Origin of the sequence: Streptococcus gallinaceus (genome assembly GCF_040545695.1) — a bacterium.
In the GTDB taxonomy this organism is placed as follows: domain Bacteria; phylum Bacillota; class Bacilli; order Lactobacillales; family Streptococcaceae; genus Streptococcus; species Streptococcus gallinaceus.
Genome location: NZ_JBEPMK010000006.1, coordinates 129,407 through 146,460 on the forward strand (window position 1 = coordinate 129,407; position 17,054 = coordinate 146,460).

A 17,054-nucleotide genomic window follows, 5' to 3' on the forward strand; every position below is an offset into this window, starting at 1 on the left:
ATTTGTTTTTGAAAAGGTTTGCATTGCTTTTATATTTGGTGTATAGTTAGGTCAAATAAGAATTGAGAGGTTTTTCACAATGAAGTTAGTTGCTATTGTTGGAACCAATTCCAAGCGATCTACCAATCGTAAATTGCTACAGTTTATGCAAAAACATTTCTCAGACCAGGTAGAAATAGAGCTACTTGAAATTAGCCAACTTCCTGCTTTTAATGAGCCCGAAGATCGGATTGCGCTTACTCCTGTAGCAGATTTTTCAGAAAAAATACTAACGGCAGATGGTGTTATCATCGCAACACCTGAGCCCATTCCTTCGGCTCTCAACAGCCTCTTAGAATGGCTTTCTTTCTCTATTCATCCACTCACTTGCAAACCAGTCATGATTGTGGGGGCTTCTTATGATATCCAGGGCTCCTCACGCGCTCAGCTTCACCTCCGACAAATCTTAGATGCACCCGATGTCAATGCTGTTGTCATGCCAGGTAACGAGTTCTTACTAGGCCGTGCTCACCAAGCATTTGACGAAGAAGGAAATCTGATTTCCCAAGGAACGATTGACTTTCTTGAATCTTGTTTTTATAAATTTGTTCGATTTGCTACAATTACTAATCAACTAAACGAACCTGAAGAGGTGATTTTTGAACCTGGGACCTACTCGGTGACGACTGTTGGCCACAATGGAAATCTACCTATGCAGGTAACCTTGTCAGAAGAGCGAATTGAAAAGATTGATATCGACTCCTCTGGTGAATCAGCTGGTATTGCAGACATTGTATTTAGTCGTATCCCTGCTGAGATTATCGAAGGACAGACTCTCAATGTCGATGCCGTTTCTGGTGCTTCCGTGACCTCAAATGGTGTTCTAGATGGCGTAGCGCGAGCAATTCGTCTAGCAGGAGGCAATCCTGACTCCCTCCGCAAACGCCCTAAAGCACCTTCTGCTCTCGACAAAGAATATAAAACGTATGAAATAGACCTTGTCATTGTTGGTGGTGGAGGTGCGGGTCTTGCAGCTGCAGCTCGAGCTTTACAGTCTGGTAAACGTGTCATTGTTGTTAAAAAATTTCCGTCTGTCGGAGGAAATACCGTACGTGCTGGCGGGCCAATGAATGCCCCTGATCCAGCTTGACAGGCTACTTTTTCAGCAAATCCTGGTGAAACTCATAATTTACACGAACTTTACAATATGGATGAATCAAGCATTGATGCTGAATACCTAGAAGACTTCCATTCTCTTAAACGTGAATTAGAAGAATACCTAAACGACCCAAGCTACCTATTTGACTCCAAGCTCCTCTACCGTCTTCAAACCTATTTGGGAGGTAAACGAACAGACTTAAATGGACAAGAAATCCATGGAAATTCTGACCTTGTTTCAGTGCTGACAGAGCACGCCCTAGAATCTGTGCGTTGGCTAGAAGATGTTGGAGTCGAATTTGTTCGAGATGAAGTTACGATGCCTGTTGGTGCCCTATGGCGCCGAGGTCACAAACCCAAAATGCCAATGGGAGTTGCTTTCATTTCTGTTCTAAAAGACTTCGTTTTAAAACATGGTGGCATCATCCTGACCGACACACCTGTCAAAGAACTTTTAGTGACTGATGGAACGGTGACTGGTGTTGCAAGAACAGGTCGAAACGGACAAAATATTACCATCCATGGCAAAGCAGTCATTTTAACTACAAGCAAACACCAAAATGCTACAGCAATACAATACTTATTGGACAGAGATTGCAGATGATATTGCCACTTCAAATACACCAGCTGTGACAGGCGATGGCATCCTTCTTGGACAGTCTGTAGGAGCCGAACTTGTCGGTATGGGATTTAGTCAGCTAATGCCTGTATCGGATCCTGTAACAGGCGCCCTCTTCTCAGGTTTACAAGTTCCCCCTGCAAATTTCATTATGGTCAACACTGAAGGAAAACGTTTTGTAGATGAATATGGCAGTCGTGACAAGCTTTCTCAGGCAGCAATTGACAACAGAGGTCTTTTCTACCTCATCGCCGATGATAACATCAAGGCTACAACCTATAATACCAATCAAGAAAAAATTGATGCTCAAGTAGCTGCTGGAACATTGTTCCTTGCTGATACTTTAGAGGATCTAGCTCACCAGATCAATATAGATCCTACTGTGTTAGTTGACACTATTGTCAAGTATAATTCCTATGTTGATGCCGGCTTTGATCCTGAATTTGATAAAGGTGGCTTTGATTTGAAGTATGAAAAAGCACCATTTTATGCAATTCCTCGTAAACCTGCTGCCCATCATACTATGGGCGGTCTGAAGATTGATACAAAGGCCCATGTCTTGAATAAATCTGATGCCATCATCAATGGACTCTACGCTGCTGGTGAAGTTGCTGGTGGACTACACGCGGGAAATCGTCTTGGAGGTAACTCGCTTACAGACATCTTTACCTTTGGGCGTATCGCTGCAGATACTGCTATCCAAGAACATTGTTAACATCAAAAAAAACGAGTTTAATCACTAAACTCGTTTTTTTTTGTCTAATTTCTAATACCAACCATTTGCATTCCAGAATGCAAGAGCTACTGACCATGAACCGTAACGACTTGCAACATATGCATCAGCTACACGTTCTTGGTTTTCAGGAGAATAGTCTCCATTCAAGTAAGTATTTGTCAACTGATAACGGCCATAATATTGACCATTTTGTGCAGTGTAAGAACCACCTGACTCACGACGAGCAATTTCTTCTTTTGCAGCTGCTTCGCTACCAGTTGCTGTTGAAGTATAGCTTGTTGTAGAAGCCGCTGTTGTTTCAGATAATGCAGTAGCTGCCTCAGTTGTCTGTGCTTGAGCGCTTGTTTCTTGTCCCGTTGTAGCATTGATTTCCAATACTTGACCAACATGAATCAAATCCGCATTGACAATCTTATTAGCAGCAACAATTTCATCAACGGTTGTTGAATACTTTTCTGCTAACTCTGATAGAGTGTCGCCTGATTGAACAGTGTAGGAATCCGCACTAACGGCTCCTGCCATAAAAAGAGAGACTGCAGCAATAACTCCTGCAAATGTTGTTTTCAAATAATTGATTTTCATACTATAAATTCCTTTCTTAACAACTGTCCTTTATCATACCCTCTTTATATTACTTTCATATTGGTATATGATTACAATTGTTACAGTCTTATTGGAATTAGACGAAAAAACGCCATTTCTGGCGTTTTTCTTTAAGTTTTTAAGAAATAAAGTAGGATTCCTAGTCCAATCATAATAGCAATTGTACAAGTATCCGACCACTTCCAGTGAAGCATGCGATACTTACTACGCCCTTCACCACCTTGATAACCACGTGCCTCCATGGCTGTGGCTAGAGCATCTGCACGCTTAAAACTAGATGCAAATAAAGGAATGAGAATTGGAATAACAGATTTTACCTTTTGGATAATATTCCCCTCACCAAAATCCACACCACGCGCCCGCTGAGCATTCATAATACGCGTCGTGTCGTCCATTAAAGTCGGTACGAAACGCAAACTCATAGAAAGCATGAGGCCAATTTCATGAACTGGAACCTTGATGTATTTTAATGGAGCCAACCCTGCCTCTACTCCGTCTGCAAGGCTTAATGGCATAGTTGTCAAAGTCAGCAAGGTTGAAAAGAAGACAATCAGGACGAAGCGCATGAAAATTATCCCTGCCTGCTGCAAACCTTCCAAGGTAATCGTGATAAACCAGAATTTAACTAGAACTTCTTGTCCACCTGCGAAAAATACTTGAAATAGGGTTGTAAATAAGATAATGCCAATCATGGGCTTTAATCCACTAACGAAAAAGGAAATTTTGATCTTAGACAACAAAACCAAGCCCAGTACAAAAAATAGTAATAGTAGATTTGTTACTAGATTATTTGCCCAAAAAATAATGAGCAAAAAAAGAAACATGGCTAAAAGTTTGCTACGAGGATCTAGTCGATGAATAATGGAATCCCCTGGAATGTAACGTCCCAAAATCAATTTATCCATGGCCAATCACCTCCACAAATTCATCCATTGTGATAGGGAGTTGCTCAAACACAAAGCCACGTCGCTCTAAATTAGCCGCAAATTTAGTAATTTTCGGGACTCCTAATTGAATATTTTCCATAAAATCAACTTGTTGAAAGACTTCTCTCGGTTGACCCGATAGGACTACTTTTCCCTTTTCCATCACATAGACGTAATCAGCAAAATTAGCCACGTCATCCATCAAATGAGTTACCAAGACAATTGTCATTCCTTGGGCATGCAACTGCTTGAAAATAGCCATTAATTCCTTACGACGGGCAGGGTCTAAGCCTGCTGTCGGCTCGTCTAATACGAGCACACTTGGTTCCATGGCTAAAATACCCGCAATGGCAACGCGTCGCATTTGACCACCGGAAAGCTCAAATGGGCTACGCTCAAAAAGTTCTTCTGAAATACCAACTAGAGCAAGTTTCTCACGCGCAATTTCCTCTGCCTTTTCCTTTGAAACACCAAAATTTTGCGGACCAAAAGCTACATCTTTCAAGACAGTTTCATCAAAAATTTGGCTCTCCGCAAATTGAAAGACTAGCCCAACTTTTTTACGTACCTGCTTAATATCTTTATTGACAGAATCAGGAGAAATAATTGTTTCATCAATCAGAACACGACCAGACGTTGGCATATTAAGACCATTCAATAGCTGTAGAATAGTTGATTTTCCTGAGCCCGTATGCCCAACTAAGGCCGTATAGGATCCATCCTTAATCTCCAAATCCACGCCAAAAAGCGCACGACCCTCGAAGGGCGTGCCTGCTTGGTAGGTGTAACTTACTTGTTGGAGAGTAATTCCCATAACGTTTTTTCTAGTTCCTCTTCTGTAAAATACTGGTGTGGTAAGGTTAATCCCTTTACCTTCAACTGATCCAGCAGTTCAATTGTAAATGGCTTATCCATATCCAACTCTTCCAAATCTTCTCGGATAAATAGCTGAGCCGGTGTGCTGGTTGACTCAATTCGACCTGATTTCATAACAAGTACACGATCGCTCAAGGCCACCTCGTCCAAATCATGTGTGATAGAAATCACCGTCATTCCATAGGCAGTTTTAATCTGCTTCACAATTCGAATCAGCTCCAGACGACCTTCAGGATCCAGCATACTAGTCGCCTCATCCAGGATGATAATGTTTGGACGCAATGCTACCACACCTGCAATGGCTACCCGTTGCTTCTGGCCACCTGAGAGACGTGCTGGCTCACGTGTTTTAAACTCAGCCATACCAACCAGTTCAAGGGCTTCTTGTACGCGTTGCACCATCTCTTCATAAGGCAATCCTTGATTTTCCAAGCCAAAAGCCACGTCATCTTCTACCGTTGCACCGACAAATTGATTATCTGGATTTTGAAATACAATCCCAATCTGCTGCCGCTTTTCCCAGACATTTTCTGCTGTCAATTTATCTCCAGCAATAAAAATATCTCCGGATTCAGCTTCTAAAAGACCATCTATCAACCGAACCGTCGTAGACTTACCTGACCCATTATGACCGATGATGGACAACCATTCTCCCTGTTTCACGTGAAACGAAACATCATTTAAGGTGTAATGCTCATCCTCTTCATCATATTTGTATTTGATATTTTTTACTTCGATAATATTTGTCATTACTTAAAGGTATCTTTGAAAAGGAAGCTCGCTCTCTTGAAATAATCATAACCTGAATAGATAGTGAAAAATAGAGCGATATAGAGTGTGATTTGGCCTAAAACTGTCCAGTGAAGGAGAAGGAAGATAATAGAGAACATTTGTGAAAATGTCTTAATTTTCCCCGGCATAGCTGCTGCTAGAACTGTTCCCCCATTTTCAACCAATAGCAAACGCAAACCAGTAACAGCTAATTCTCGACAAATAATCACTGCCGTCACCCAAGCTGGTACAAAACCAAGTTCAACCAACATGATAAAGGCCGTCATAACCAAAATTTTATCGGCCATCGGATCTGCAAATTTACCAAAATTGCTGACAACTTTCCATTTTCTAGCTAGATACCCATCCAGATAATCTGTGATACTAGCAAGAGAAAAAAGCACCGCAGCAAAAACATGCATTCCTACACTATTCCACACGGTCAAGACCAAGATAAAAATTGGAATGACACAAATTCTTGCTAGAGTAAGGGCATTAGGTATATTTTCTTTTTTCATTTTCTCTTCCTTCTATTCAATTGTGAGCACGATTGTTCCCGATTGATTGGTTAATAGCGATGTGTCCAATTTTTGACTACCAATTTCAATCGTAACTCCCTGAACCACTCCAAGAGTAATCGTCGTCGTTTGTACACCAGTAGGTAGGGTTGTCATAGCTGATTTGTTTTCAGCAGACAGGGTAGAACCAGTAGCCAAATCCGTATCACTAACACTAATCCAACTTGTCACATCTGTAACAGAAAGTTTGATGTCTAGTGGTTCTGTTGCATTTGTCACTTTGACAGTCAAGCTATCTCCACCACCTGATACCGTTAGCCCTACTTTAGGTGTTGTACTTGAACTAGTCGTTGAGCTTGCTGTTGTACTTGAACTAGAACTACTTTTACTTGTTGACTGACTCACAACCTTGTAGGAACTATTTTCAGACAAGGTCGCTTGATTTTGAATGCGGCTGTGCACGATATAGGTGATAAAAATCAAAATTGAACAAGCTGCTAGGAGTAAATAAATCATCGGTAGGTAATTCGATACCCCTTTTTTCCCTCGCTGGCTTCTACTTAATTTTTCATCAAAATCTTCTTCTTCACCTACACCATAGTAAACCACTAAACTATCTGTATCATAAGCTTCTAAAAGGATCTCACTATCCAACTCTAAGACATGTGCATAGCGCTCTAAGAAATTACGCGCGTAATCCTTATCAGGAATGAAAGCAAAATCATTATATTCCAAAGCTTGAAGATATTTAGCCTGAATCTGTGTTAGGCGCTGCATCTCAGCAAGACTCCAACCGCGACTTTCACGTGCAGTCTTCAGAACCTCACCGATACTTTTTTGCCTCATACGATTTCACTCTCTCTCTTTTAATTTTCAATACATTATTTTATCAGATTTTCATATAAATTTCGATGCTTAGTCCTTATTTATTTGGAAAAATTGTAAAATCTGTCATATCACAGCTATCAATAAATAAATGCCCAGCCTTAGTGATATCTTCCAAAGTTATCTCATTTAGCAACCTTGGCACATCCAGCATCGTTTCAAACTCAGAATACTGAGCTGCAAACTGACTAGCTGTTCCCTCTAGCGAATTTAGACCACGAAGAAATTCCCCATAAGCCTCTTTCTTCAATACTTCAAAATGTTCTTCTGTCAAATCAGGGCTGGTTTCAAAATTTTTCAATATTTTACGGATGGAAGATGACAAGGCAATTGGTTCTTCCGTATCTGCCGTAACAACTAAGAAGTGATACTCAGGTCGTACCTCTAAATGCAGTGTAAAGGAGCCGTCAATCTTTCCAGCATCGTAAAACGTTTGATAAGTCTGCGAAGTCCAACCAAAAAGCATAGAAAATAGAAAGGATAATGACAAGCGATACTTTGGAATCTCCTCATCCTTCAATTGACTATTTCCACGTAAACCAACTGCCAATTTGGGAGAAGCGACCTGTAAAGTTACATTTCGATGCTCCAATATTGGATGATGCTCAATGGGCAACCTTTCTATCTCTGTAAACTTATTGTCAACATTTTTTTGAAAAACCTCAATAGAATGAATCACTTCATCCACTATAAAATTTCCAATGACAACTAAATGCATCTGGTTCGGTTGATAAAAGAATTGGAAATTTTCATATAAATTTTCAACAGTTATCTCCTGAATAGACAAAACAGTCCCAGCTATATCTTGGGCTAATGGTGTATTAGGATATAAGCTAGCTAAAATTTCCATATACAAGCGATAATCTGGATCATCTAGATACATCTCAATTTCCTGCTCAATAATTCCCTTTTCTTTCTCTATAGAATAAGGGGTAAAGTGGGCTTCCGAAACAATCTTTTGTAGTAATTCTAGGGACTCCACTACTTTTTCAGTTGTTGAAAACAGGTAACTTGTCTGGTATAAACTGGTGTAGGCGTTGGCACTCGCACCAATTCTTGTAAAGTCTTGTAAACTATCATTCCCCGAAGCGTCTTCAAACATCTTATGTTCTAAAAAATGGGCAATTCCGGATGGATAATTTTTTAATATTCCATCTACTTTAATATTGGTATTGATAGCTCCAAATCTAGTAGTTACAATGCCATACACTTCATTAAAGTTTTCTTTTGGCATCAATACGACTGTCAATCCATTGTCAATCTTATATTCAAAAACTGGATCCATCAAATAAGGGTATTCTGTTTTGATAAGTTTGGTCAATTTACTCTACTCCTTCCATAAAGTAAACTGCTTGTAAACGTAGCATTTGGCTAACCCTTACAATGTCTTCTTTTTTCACTTCTTGGATTTTTTCCATAAATTCTTCTACCGAGATATTTCGTTCCTGGAACACCAATTGATTGTAAACTTGTTCAATCAAGTTTTGTCCTCTATCTTGAGCGATTTGAGCAGAATGTAGATACATTTTCTTTGTCGAGTTAATTTCTTCCTCAGAAAAGTGTCCTTGCTTTAATCTCAACAATTCGCGATGAATCCCTTTTAAGGTTTTCAATCGATTTTCTCTATCAATTCCCGCATATACCTTTAAAGTTCCTGCAAAGATGTTCAATTGCGAACCAATTGTATAGGCTAAGCTTTCTTTTTCCCTCAGCTGAGTAAACAATCTTGAATGTGAAAAAGAGCCAAACAAGCCATTCAAAATCAACAAAGGATAATAGTTGTCATCATTGTAAAATATTTGTAAATGATAAGCTAGCTGCAATATGGACTGTTTTGCATATTTTCTCTCTGATTTTTCGCGTAAAACAGGTGAGAATTCTTGGCTATACTCAAAAAATAATTTTGGATTTCGATAGGTAAACGGAAATTTTCTAAATAATTTTTCTGTCAACTCTTCGTCAACTTCCCCTAACACAAAAATATCAATCCAATCTAAACTTAACATGTCACGTAATGCCTGATAAGCTGTTTCCGCAGTCACTTTCTCTGCCAATTCAAGATTAGATACCCGAGAAATTTGTAAATTTTCATCTTGAAAATACAGCTTGTTTAACTCCAAGTCTGCATGATAAAAATTATCTTCAACTTCCGATTCTAAATAAGAAAGAAGATTCCTTTTTTCGATTTCAAAAATTTCTTGCTGGAAAGCGCCTTTTTTCGCCAACGGTTTTTGCAACGTTGACAACAATAAGGTCACAATTTCTTCCGTCAGATTCTCTTGCGAAAGCAAGTGCCGTTCTTTTATATAAGAAACGGAAATATCAACAATATGGACCAATCCTCTTTTGGAAACACTTGTAGAAAAAGTCGCACCATATAGTTCGGCTAATTTTCGTCGTAATGCCTGATTGGATGGATAGTCCTGATTACCCATTTCAAGTAAATTGGCTACCAGCACACGATTGGCTACCGATTTTTTATCCATAGGAGCCGTGAAGCGGATTTTAATTTGATTAGTCGTAAATTTTTCTGAAGGAATAAAGTGAAGATTCACACCCTCTTGTAATTTCATAGGAACCTCTTTCAAGCGTAGTAAGCCTTATTATACCATTTTGTGATATAATTATCTGTAATGAGGTGAACTATGGAATACAAATTATTTGAAGAATACATTACACTGCAAGCACTACTGAAAAATACGGGAATTTTATCTTCTGGTGGTGCAATCAAGGGATTTCTAACTGAGAATACCGTTCTTTTCAATGGTGAAGATGAGAAAAAACGTGGTAAAAAAATTAGAGTCAATGACGTGGTCACATTGCCCGCACAAAATCTAAAAATTACTGTTATCGCCCCAACTCCTGAGGAGATGAAAGAACATCAATTAGATTTAGAAGAAAAGGCGCGTGTCGCAGCTCTCGTTAAAGAAATGAATAAAAAAGTAAAAAAGACGAATCCTATTAAGCAGGCTAGCAAGCCAAAAGAAGCTAAAAAACCTGTCCGTTTCCCAGGTACTTAATGATGTGGATTGAAGAATTAAGTTTACAAAACTTCCGCAATTATCATCAGCTTTCTGTCAACTTCCATAATGGTTTGAATGTATTTTTAGGGAAAAATGCACAAGGAAAAACAAATATTCTAGAAAGTATCTACTTCCTTGCCTTAACAAGAAGTCATCGTACTCGTACTGACAAAGATTTGTTGCCTTTTGATGGGGGGAATCTAACTGTTAGCGGGCTCATTCATCGTACAAGTGGTAAACTTCCACTTGACATTGAGTTGACAGATAGAGGACGGACGACAAAAGTAAACCATCTAAAGCAAACTAAATTGTCTGATTATATTGGCCACATGAACGTTGTCTTGTTTGCGCCTGAAGATCTTCAACTAATCAAGGGTGCTCCTGCACTCCGTAGAAAATTTATTGATGTGGAGTTGGGACAAATCAAACCTCTCTATCTCTCTGATCTTTCGAGTTACAATCACGTTTTAAAGCAACGAAATACTTACTTAAAACAAGAAAAAGCGATTGATGAGAATTTTTTAGATGTCCTAGATATGCAACTCGCCGATTATGGCAGTAAGGTGATCCAGCATCGATTAAAGTTTCTCGAGAGATTAGAAAACTACGCTAAACAAAAGCATTTCAATCTTTCTAATGATACAGAGGAGCTCTCACTACGATATGTCTCTAGCTTTAGATTTACAGACAATGTCAATCTAGTTGACATTTTTTTGACAGAGTTGCAAAGAAGTCGTAAACGTGACTTGTTCAAAAAAAATACCGGAATCGGTCCGCACCGAGATGATATCGAATTTTTCATAAATAATATGAACGCTCATTATGGTAGTCAAGGGCAACATAGGAGTTTAGTATTGTCCGTAAAATTGGCCGAAATTGAACTTATGAAAGAAGTCACTAGAGAATATCCAATCCTCCTGCTTGACGATGTTATGAGTGAACTTGACAACTACCGTCAAGAACAGCTTCTAGATACAATTTCTGAGAAAATCCAAACATTTATCACCACTACTTCTTTAGAACATCTACACCAACTTCCCGAGGAGTTGAAAATTTTTCATATTGAATCAGGACAACTGACAGAAGAAACAACATAAAAGAGGACTCTAGAGTCCTCTTTTATTGTTTAATGTACTGAATAGTTTGGCGCTTCATTTGTAATTTGAACATCATGTGGGTGACTTTCTTTCAAGCCAGCACCTGACATTTCAATGAATTGTGCCTTTTCACGTAGTTCTTCCATGGTACCAGCCCCTACATAGCCCATACCTGAGCGAAGACCACCAACCATTTGGAAAATCATATCTGCAACGGAGCCTTTATAAGCCACGCGTCCTTCAATTCCTTCGGGAACCAATTTATTTGCTTCGTTCACTGAAGATTGGAAGTAACGGTCTTTGGAACCTTGTTTCATCGCTGCGATAGAGCCCATCCCACGATAAGTTTTGAACTTCCGACCTTGGAAAATCTCTGTTTCGCCAGGTGCTTCGTCCGTACCAGCAAACATAGAACCAAGCATAACTGCGTGTCCACCTGCTGCTAATGCTTTGACAATATCACCTGAATACTTGATCCCACCGTCAGCAATGATAGCTTTACCATACTCACGTGCAACGCTAGCAGCATCGTAAATCGCAGTTACTTGAGGCACCCCCACACCTGCTACAACACGTGTAGTACAGATAGAACCTGGTCCAATACCAACTTTGACAACATCTACACCAGCCTCATAAAGAGCACGTGCTCCCTCAGCAGTCGCAATATTTCCTGCAATCAAGGTACGATTTGGGAAATGCTCACGAATTTCAGCAATCTTGCGAAGAACACCAGCTGAGTGACCATGGGCAGTATCGATAACAATCGCATCAGCACCCGCTTCAAACAAAGCCTCTGCACGTTCGAATGTATCAGAAGTTACGCCGACCGCACCAGCTACTAAGAGACGACCAAATTCATCCTTAGCTGCATTTGGAAATTCAATAACCTTTTCAATATCTTTAATCGTAATCAAGCCTGCCAATCGCCCTTCTTCATCGACCAAAGGAAGTTTTTCGATGCGGTGCTCGTGAAGAATTTTTTCAGCAGTTTCAAGATCTGTTCCAACTGGTGCTGTTACCAAGTTATCACTTGTCATATTAGCTGAAATTGGCTGCGTATAGTCTGTAATAAAACGCATATCGCGGTTAGTGATAATCCCAACCAATTTCCGATTTTCAATCGTTTCAACAATTGGAACACCTGAAATACGGTAAGTTGCCATCAAGTTTTCAGCTTCTTCAACAGCATCTTCTGGAGTGAGGAAAAATGGATCAATAATAACACCATTTTCAGAACGTTTCACCTTACGAATCTCTTCTGCTTGAGCTGCAATAGACATATTTTTATGAACAACACCTAAACCTCCAGCACGCGCCATAGCAATGGCCATTTTGCTATCAGTAACAGTGTCCATAGCAGCAGAAATAATTGGAATATTTAAAATCAAATTAGGCGCGAGTTGTGTTCTCAAATCAATATCATTTGGCAAAACATGACTTTCTGCTGGAATGAGCAAAACATCGTCGAATGTATAGCCTTTTTTCAAAAATTTCGTGTCCCAATTTGACATGGTATCTATTCCTCTTTTCATTTTTGTTGTGCTTATTATCATATCATTTTACAGCCAATTGTCAACAAAAACAAGGCTTTTTCCGAACTTAAAAATAATTAAAAAAATAAAAACAAAATTCAATCCACGAAAAACGAATACTATTTGCAAAAAATATGATTTTTGTACGATTTTCATCCTAATTTATGCACTACTACTTGTTTATCATTCGAATCCCTTTTTCTTATGATTATCAGTTCTACACCTCATATCATTCAATAGGCATTTCTTTTATTAATAATCATCCTATTTCTAAGTATACTGTCAACAAAGCTGACAATTTCTGTAAAATAGAACTTTACAAAGTAAATAAAAGGAGACAATTTATAACAAACGCCTCCATTTTTTCTAGTTTATTTAAAAGTAATTGATCCCCATTGCAGCTTTAACTTCTGATAAGGTTTGTCCGGCAACTGCACGCGCTGCTTCACTTCCTTTTTCAAGCATACGGAAAACTTCTCCCATATCTTTAGCATACTCCAAACGACGTTCACGGATTGGTGCCAATTCACGCTCTAATACTTCTAGCAAATAACGCTTAGTCTTCACATCTCCCAAACCACCACGCTGGTAGTGTTCCTTCATGTCAGCGATTGTCGCCGCATCTTCTGCTGTTCCAAAGATATCCAAATAATGGAAAACCATATTTCCTTCAATTTGCCCCTGATCTTCTACACGGATGTGATTTGGATCAGTATACATGCTCATAACCTTTTTACGTACAGTATCAGCATCATCTGATAAGTAAATGCCATTTCCTAGGGATTTGGACATTTTAGCATTTCCATCTAAGCCAGGCAATCGCCCTGCCTTTTCATTTTCTGGATAAATGCCTTCTGGCTCTACTAAAACGTCACAGTTATAGGTGTGATTAAAGCTGCGTGCAATCTCACGCGTTTGCTCAATCATCGGTTTTTGGTCATTCCCAACGGGAACCAAGTTAGCTTTAAAGGCTGTAATATCAGCTGCTTGTGAAACTGGGTACACCAAAAATCCAGACGGAATGGATTCACCAAATCCTTTTTGAGCAATTTCAGTCTTAACCGTTGGGTTTCGCTCCAAACGTGCTAATGAAACAAGGTTCATATAGTACATGGTCAACTCAGCCAACTCTGGAATCTGACTCTGAATAAAAATCGTTGATTTGCTTGGATCAAGACCAACTGATAAGTAATCTAGAGCTACATTACCGATAGATTCCTTGATAATCTCTGATTCTTTTGCATGATCTGTCAAGGCTTGTTGGTCCGCCAAGAAAACGAACATCTCATACTTGTCCTCGTTTTGCAACATCACTCGGTTCTTCAATGAACCAACATAGTGCCCCAGATGTAGCTTACCTGTTGGACGATCACCCGTTAAAATAATTGGTTTTGTCATAAATTCTCCTTTATCAATAAAAAACTCACACGAAAATCGTGTGAGGGCGTCTTTGAGTCTACGCGGTACCACCTCAATTAGCATCTGTTATGCTATCTCTTCTGCACGGTAAGGGGTGCCGACCTGAAACTTATGTATTTGTTTCACATGAAACATCAGCCCATTTCATCTATCCAAATACTGACTTCCAGCACCGTCAGCTCTCTATTATTTGGAGAAAGATTGCTCTTTCTGAATCCCTCTCATTTTAAGATTTTTCACTATAAAAGTCAAGATATTTTCACTTGACGGTTGTCTATCTTTTCGTCATAATAATGTGTGGACTTTTTTAGAAAAGAGATGAGATTATGAAGGAAAGATTAAAAGATTTTGCTCTAGTAACCGTTGGTTCGTTTATTGCAGCTATTGCTTATAATACCTTATTTGTTGAGAACAATATTGCTTCTGGGGGCGTTGGTGGACTCGCAATCAGTCTTCATAGTTTGCTCGATTGGGATACATCAAATTTTGTCCTTTATTCAAATATCCCTCTACTCTTGATTTGCTGGTTCTTATTGGGAAAATCAACCTTTATCAAAACGATTTATGGAGCCTGGATTTATGCCATCTTTATTAAGTTGACAGATGGTCTTCCAACTCTTTCTCACAATACATTGCTAGCTGCTATCTTCGGTGGCATCATTCTTGGGTTTGGAATTGGACTAGTCTTTCTCGGACATTCATCCACTGGCGGTACGGGAATTGTCGTACAGGTTCTCAATAAATATACTCCTATTCCGTTTGGACTTCTAGTATTTCTAGTTGACGGATTTATCGTTGGACTCGGTTTTGTCGCTTTCGATGTAGACACGGTTATGTATTCTATCCTATCTCTGATGACCATTACTTATGTCATCAATCTCATGATGGCTGGAACCGATTCTCATCGCAATGTCATGGTGATTTCACAAAAATATGAAGACATCAAAAATTATATTACAACCATTATCGATCGTGGAGTAACTGAGCTTCCCGTCCTAGGGGGATACACTGGTACAGAAAAACACATGCTCATGATTACCATTTCTCGACCAGAGTTACAAACGATTGAAAAAGAAATTCTCTCCATTGATGAGACAGCATTTATCATCATCATGCCGGCTACCCAAGTTCGTGGTCGTGGTTTTAGCCTTCAAAAAAATCATGGTAGCAAAGAGGATATTCTCTTCCCAATGTAGTTTTCATTGATAAATCAGCTTTTTTCTAGTAAAATATCAGATAGATAAAGAACAAGAGGTATACATATTGCTTACAGTATCAGACGTTTCACTCCGGTTTAGCGACCGTAAACTTTTCGATGATGTCAACATCAACTTTACAGCAGGTAACACATATGGTTTGATTGGTGCCAACGGTGCTGGTAAATCAACTTTCTTAAAAATCTTGGCTGGAGATATTGAACCATCTACAGGTCATATCTCACTCGGTCCTGACGAACGCTTGTCCGTACTCCGTCAAAATCACTTTGACTACGAAGATGAGCGCGTGATTGACGTTGTCATCATGGGAAATGAAACACTTTACAGCATCATGAAAGAAAAAGATGCTATTTACATGAAAGAAGATTTCTCTGAAGAAGATGGCGTTCGTGCAGCTGAACTCGAAGGAGAATTTGCTGAACTTGGTGGTTGGGAAGCTGAAAGTGAAGCATCTCAATTGCTCCAAAACTTGAATATTTCTGAAGACCTACACTACCTCAACATGAGTGAATTGGCAAATGGTGACAAGGTTAAAGTCCTCCTCGCTAAAGCACTCTTTGGTAAGCCAGATGTCCTTCTTCTTGACGAGCCTACCAATGGTTTGGATATTCAGTCTATTACTTGGTTGGAAGATTTCTTGATTGACTTTGAAAATACCGTCATCGTCGTATCCCATGACCGTCATTTCTTGAACAAAGTATGTACACACATGGCTGACCTTGACTTCGGTAAAATCAAACTCTTCGTTGGTAACTATGATTTCTGGAAAGAGTCATCAGAGTTGGCTGCACGCTTACAAGCAGACCGCAATGCTAAAGCAGAAGAAAAAATCAAACAATTGCAAGAATTCGTTGCTCGCTTCTCTGCCAATGCATCAAAATCAAAACAAGCTACATCTCGTAAAAAAATGCTGGATAAAATCGAATTGGAAGAAATCGTGCCATCAAGCCGTAAGTATCCATTCGTTAACTTCAAAGCAGAACGAGAAATTGGTAATGACCTTTTGACCGTTGAGAACTTGTCTGTCACAATCGATGGTGAAAAGATTCTTGATAATATCAGTTTCATCCTTCGTCCAGGCGATAAGACAGCCTTGATTGGACAAAATGACATCCAAACAACCGCCCTTATCCGTGCCATCATGGGAGAAATCGAATATGAGGGTACTGTCAAGTGGGGTGTCACAACGAGTCAATCTTACTTACCCAAAGATAACAGTGCCGACTTTGCTTCTAGCGAATCAATTTTGGATTGGCTTCGTCAATTTGCTAGCAAGGAAGAAGATGACAACACATTCTTGCGTGGTTTCTTGGGACGGATGCTCTTTTCTGGTGATGAAGTTAACAAGTCTGTCAATGTCTTGTCAGGGGGAGAAAAAGTACGTGTGATGCTGTCTAAACTCATGCTCCTCAAGTCAAATGTTCTCGTGCTCGATGACCCAACCAATCACTTGGACTTAGAATCAATCTCAAGTTTGAACGATGGCCTAAAAGCCTTCAGAGAATCCATCATCTTCGCCAGCCATGACCATGAATTCATTCAAACATTAGCAAATCATATCATTGTTATTTCTAAAAATGGTGTAATTGACCGTATTGATGAAACTTATGATGAATTTTTGGAAAATGCTGAAGTACAAGCTAAGGTACAAGAACTCTGGAAATAAAAAGCGACACTGTCGCTTTTTTTCTATTT

The 17,054-nt window shown here is 39.4% G+C and carries 14 protein-coding genes and 1 pseudogene; 5 read left to right on the plus strand and 10 right to left on the minus strand.

Translation table 11 applies throughout. From position 1 onward, the window contains the following. The first annotated feature begins 79 nt into the window (after positions 1–79). Positions 80–2,471: pseudogene (locus ABID27_RS08625) on the plus strand (FAD-dependent oxidoreductase). 51 nt (positions 2,472–2,522) lie between these two features. On the opposite strand, the gene apf reads toward ABID27_RS08625, so the two are convergent. From apf to yfmF, 8 genes are all read right to left on the minus strand, one after another. After that, positions 2,523–3,074: an aggregation-promoting factor gene (apf, locus tag ABID27_RS08630; protein ID WP_435533075.1), complete on the minus strand. Its 552-nt coding sequence runs from the start codon at positions 3,072–3,074 to the stop codon at positions 2,523–2,525. Between the two features lie 131 nt (positions 3,075–3,205). Beyond that, entirely contained in the window at positions 3,206–4,000 is a 795-nt protein-coding gene (locus tag ABID27_RS08635; protein ID WP_354281593.1) for an energy-coupling factor transporter transmembrane component T family protein, read from the minus strand. Further along, positions 3,993–4,835: an energy-coupling factor transporter ATPase gene (locus tag ABID27_RS08640; RefSeq protein ID WP_354281595.1), complete on the minus strand. Its 843-nt coding sequence runs from the start codon at positions 4,833–4,835 to the stop codon at positions 3,993–3,995. The genes ABID27_RS08635 and ABID27_RS08640 overlap by 8 nt, the downstream gene beginning before the upstream one ends. After that, positions 4,811–5,647 (minus strand): energy-coupling factor ABC transporter ATP-binding protein, encoded by an 837-nt coding sequence (locus ABID27_RS08645; protein ID WP_253364595.1) that lies wholly within the window; start codon positions 5,645–5,647, stop codon positions 4,811–4,813. The genes ABID27_RS08640 and ABID27_RS08645 overlap by 25 nt, the downstream gene beginning before the upstream one ends. Then, on the minus strand, positions 5,647–6,186 hold the full coding sequence (gene pgsA / locus ABID27_RS08650) for a CDP-diacylglycerol--glycerol-3-phosphate 3-phosphatidyltransferase (RefSeq protein ID WP_253364593.1): 540 nt from the start codon (positions 6,184–6,186) through the stop codon (positions 5,647–5,649). Before pgsA ends, ABID27_RS08645 begins: the two co-directional genes overlap by 1 nt. A gap of 12 nt (positions 6,187–6,198) precedes the next feature. Further along, entirely contained in the window at positions 6,199–7,032 is an 834-nt protein-coding gene (rodZ, locus tag ABID27_RS08655; RefSeq protein ID WP_354281598.1) for a cytoskeleton protein RodZ, read from the minus strand. A 76-nt stretch (positions 7,033–7,108) separates the two neighbouring features. Next, complete coding sequence (yfmH, locus tag ABID27_RS08660; protein WP_435533076.1) at positions 7,109–8,392, minus strand: EF-P 5-aminopentanol modification-associated protein YfmH; 1,284 nt, start codon at positions 8,390–8,392, stop codon at positions 7,109–7,111. Between the two features lies 1 nt (position 8,393). Continuing rightward, entirely contained in the window at positions 8,394–9,644 is a 1,251-nt protein-coding gene (gene yfmF / locus ABID27_RS08665) for an EF-P 5-aminopentanol modification-associated protein YfmF (protein ID WP_253364587.1), read from the minus strand. Positions 9,645–9,716: 72 nt separating this feature from the next. Here yfmF and yaaA point away from each other — a divergent pair, with 72 nt between their 5' ends. Further along, positions 9,717–10,091 (plus strand): S4 domain-containing protein YaaA, encoded by a 375-nt coding sequence (gene yaaA / locus ABID27_RS08670; protein ID WP_253364585.1) that lies wholly within the window; start codon positions 9,717–9,719, stop codon positions 10,089–10,091. A 2-nt stretch (positions 10,092–10,093) separates the two neighbouring features. Continuing rightward, entirely contained in the window at positions 10,094–11,191 is a 1,098-nt protein-coding gene (gene recF, locus ABID27_RS08675) for a DNA replication/repair protein RecF (RefSeq protein WP_354281634.1), read from the plus strand. Between the two features lie 29 nt (positions 11,192–11,220). On the opposite strand, the gene guaB is transcribed toward recF, so the two are convergent. Both guaB and trpS read right to left on the minus strand, forming a co-directional pair. Next, entirely contained in the window at positions 11,221–12,702 is a 1,482-nt protein-coding gene (gene guaB, locus ABID27_RS08680) for an IMP dehydrogenase (RefSeq protein ID WP_253364986.1), read from the minus strand. 396 nt (positions 12,703–13,098) lie between these two features. Next, positions 13,099–14,121, minus strand: coding sequence for a tryptophan--tRNA ligase (trpS, locus tag ABID27_RS08685; protein ID WP_253364583.1), 1,023 nt, complete (start codon positions 14,119–14,121; stop codon positions 13,099–13,101). Between the two features lie 347 nt (positions 14,122–14,468). On the opposite strand from trpS, the gene ABID27_RS08690 reads away from it, so the two are divergent. Both ABID27_RS08690 and ABID27_RS08695 read left to right on the plus strand, forming a co-directional pair. Then, the gene (locus tag ABID27_RS08690) at positions 14,469–15,338 is read left to right on the plus strand and encodes a YitT family protein (protein ID WP_354281601.1); all 870 of its coding nucleotides are present in this window, start codon (positions 14,469–14,471) and stop codon (positions 15,336–15,338) included. 67 nt (positions 15,339–15,405) lie between these two features. Continuing rightward, positions 15,406–17,025, plus strand: a complete 1,620-nt coding sequence (locus ABID27_RS08695; protein WP_253364579.1) for an ABC-F family ATP-binding cassette domain-containing protein — start codon at positions 15,406–15,408, stop codon at positions 17,023–17,025. The last annotated feature ends 29 nt before the right edge of the window (positions 17,026–17,054 follow it).

Coding starts and splice junctions, on each gene's coding strand:
- ABID27_RS08640 (WP_354281595.1), bottom strand. CDS start 4,835: ATGGGAATTACTCTCCAACAAGTAAGTTACACCTACCAAGCAGGCACG.
- ABID27_RS08690 (WP_354281601.1), top strand. CDS start 14,469: ATGAAGGAAAGATTAAAAGATTTTGCTCTAGTAACCGTTGGTTCGTTT.
- ABID27_RS08635 (WP_354281593.1), bottom strand. CDS start 4,000: ATGGATAAATTGATTTTGGGACGTTACATTCCAGGGGATTCCATTATT.
- trpS (WP_253364583.1), bottom strand. CDS start 14,121: ATGACAAAACCAATTATTTTAACGGGTGATCGTCCAACAGGTAAGCTA.
- recF (WP_354281634.1), top strand. CDS start 10,094: ATGTGGATTGAAGAATTAAGTTTACAAAACTTCCGCAATTATCATCAG.
- yaaA (WP_253364585.1), top strand. CDS start 9,717: ATGGAATACAAATTATTTGAAGAATACATTACACTGCAAGCACTACTG.
- ABID27_RS08645 (WP_253364595.1), bottom strand. CDS start 5,647: ATGACAAATATTATCGAAGTAAAAAATATCAAATACAAATATGATGAA.
- apf (WP_435533075.1), bottom strand. CDS start 3,074: ATGAAAATCAATTATTTGAAAACAACATTTGCAGGAGTTATTGCTGCA.
- yfmF (WP_253364587.1), bottom strand. CDS start 9,644: ATGAAATTACAAGAGGGTGTGAATCTTCACTTTATTCCTTCAGAAAAA.
- guaB (WP_253364986.1), bottom strand. CDS start 12,702: ATGTCAAATTGGGACACGAAATTTTTGAAAAAAGGCTATACATTCGAC.
- pgsA (WP_253364593.1), bottom strand. CDS start 6,186: ATGAAAAAAGAAAATATACCTAATGCCCTTACTCTAGCAAGAATTTGT.
- rodZ (WP_354281598.1), bottom strand. CDS start 7,032: ATGAGGCAAAAAAGTATCGGTGAGGTTCTGAAGACTGCACGTGAAAGT.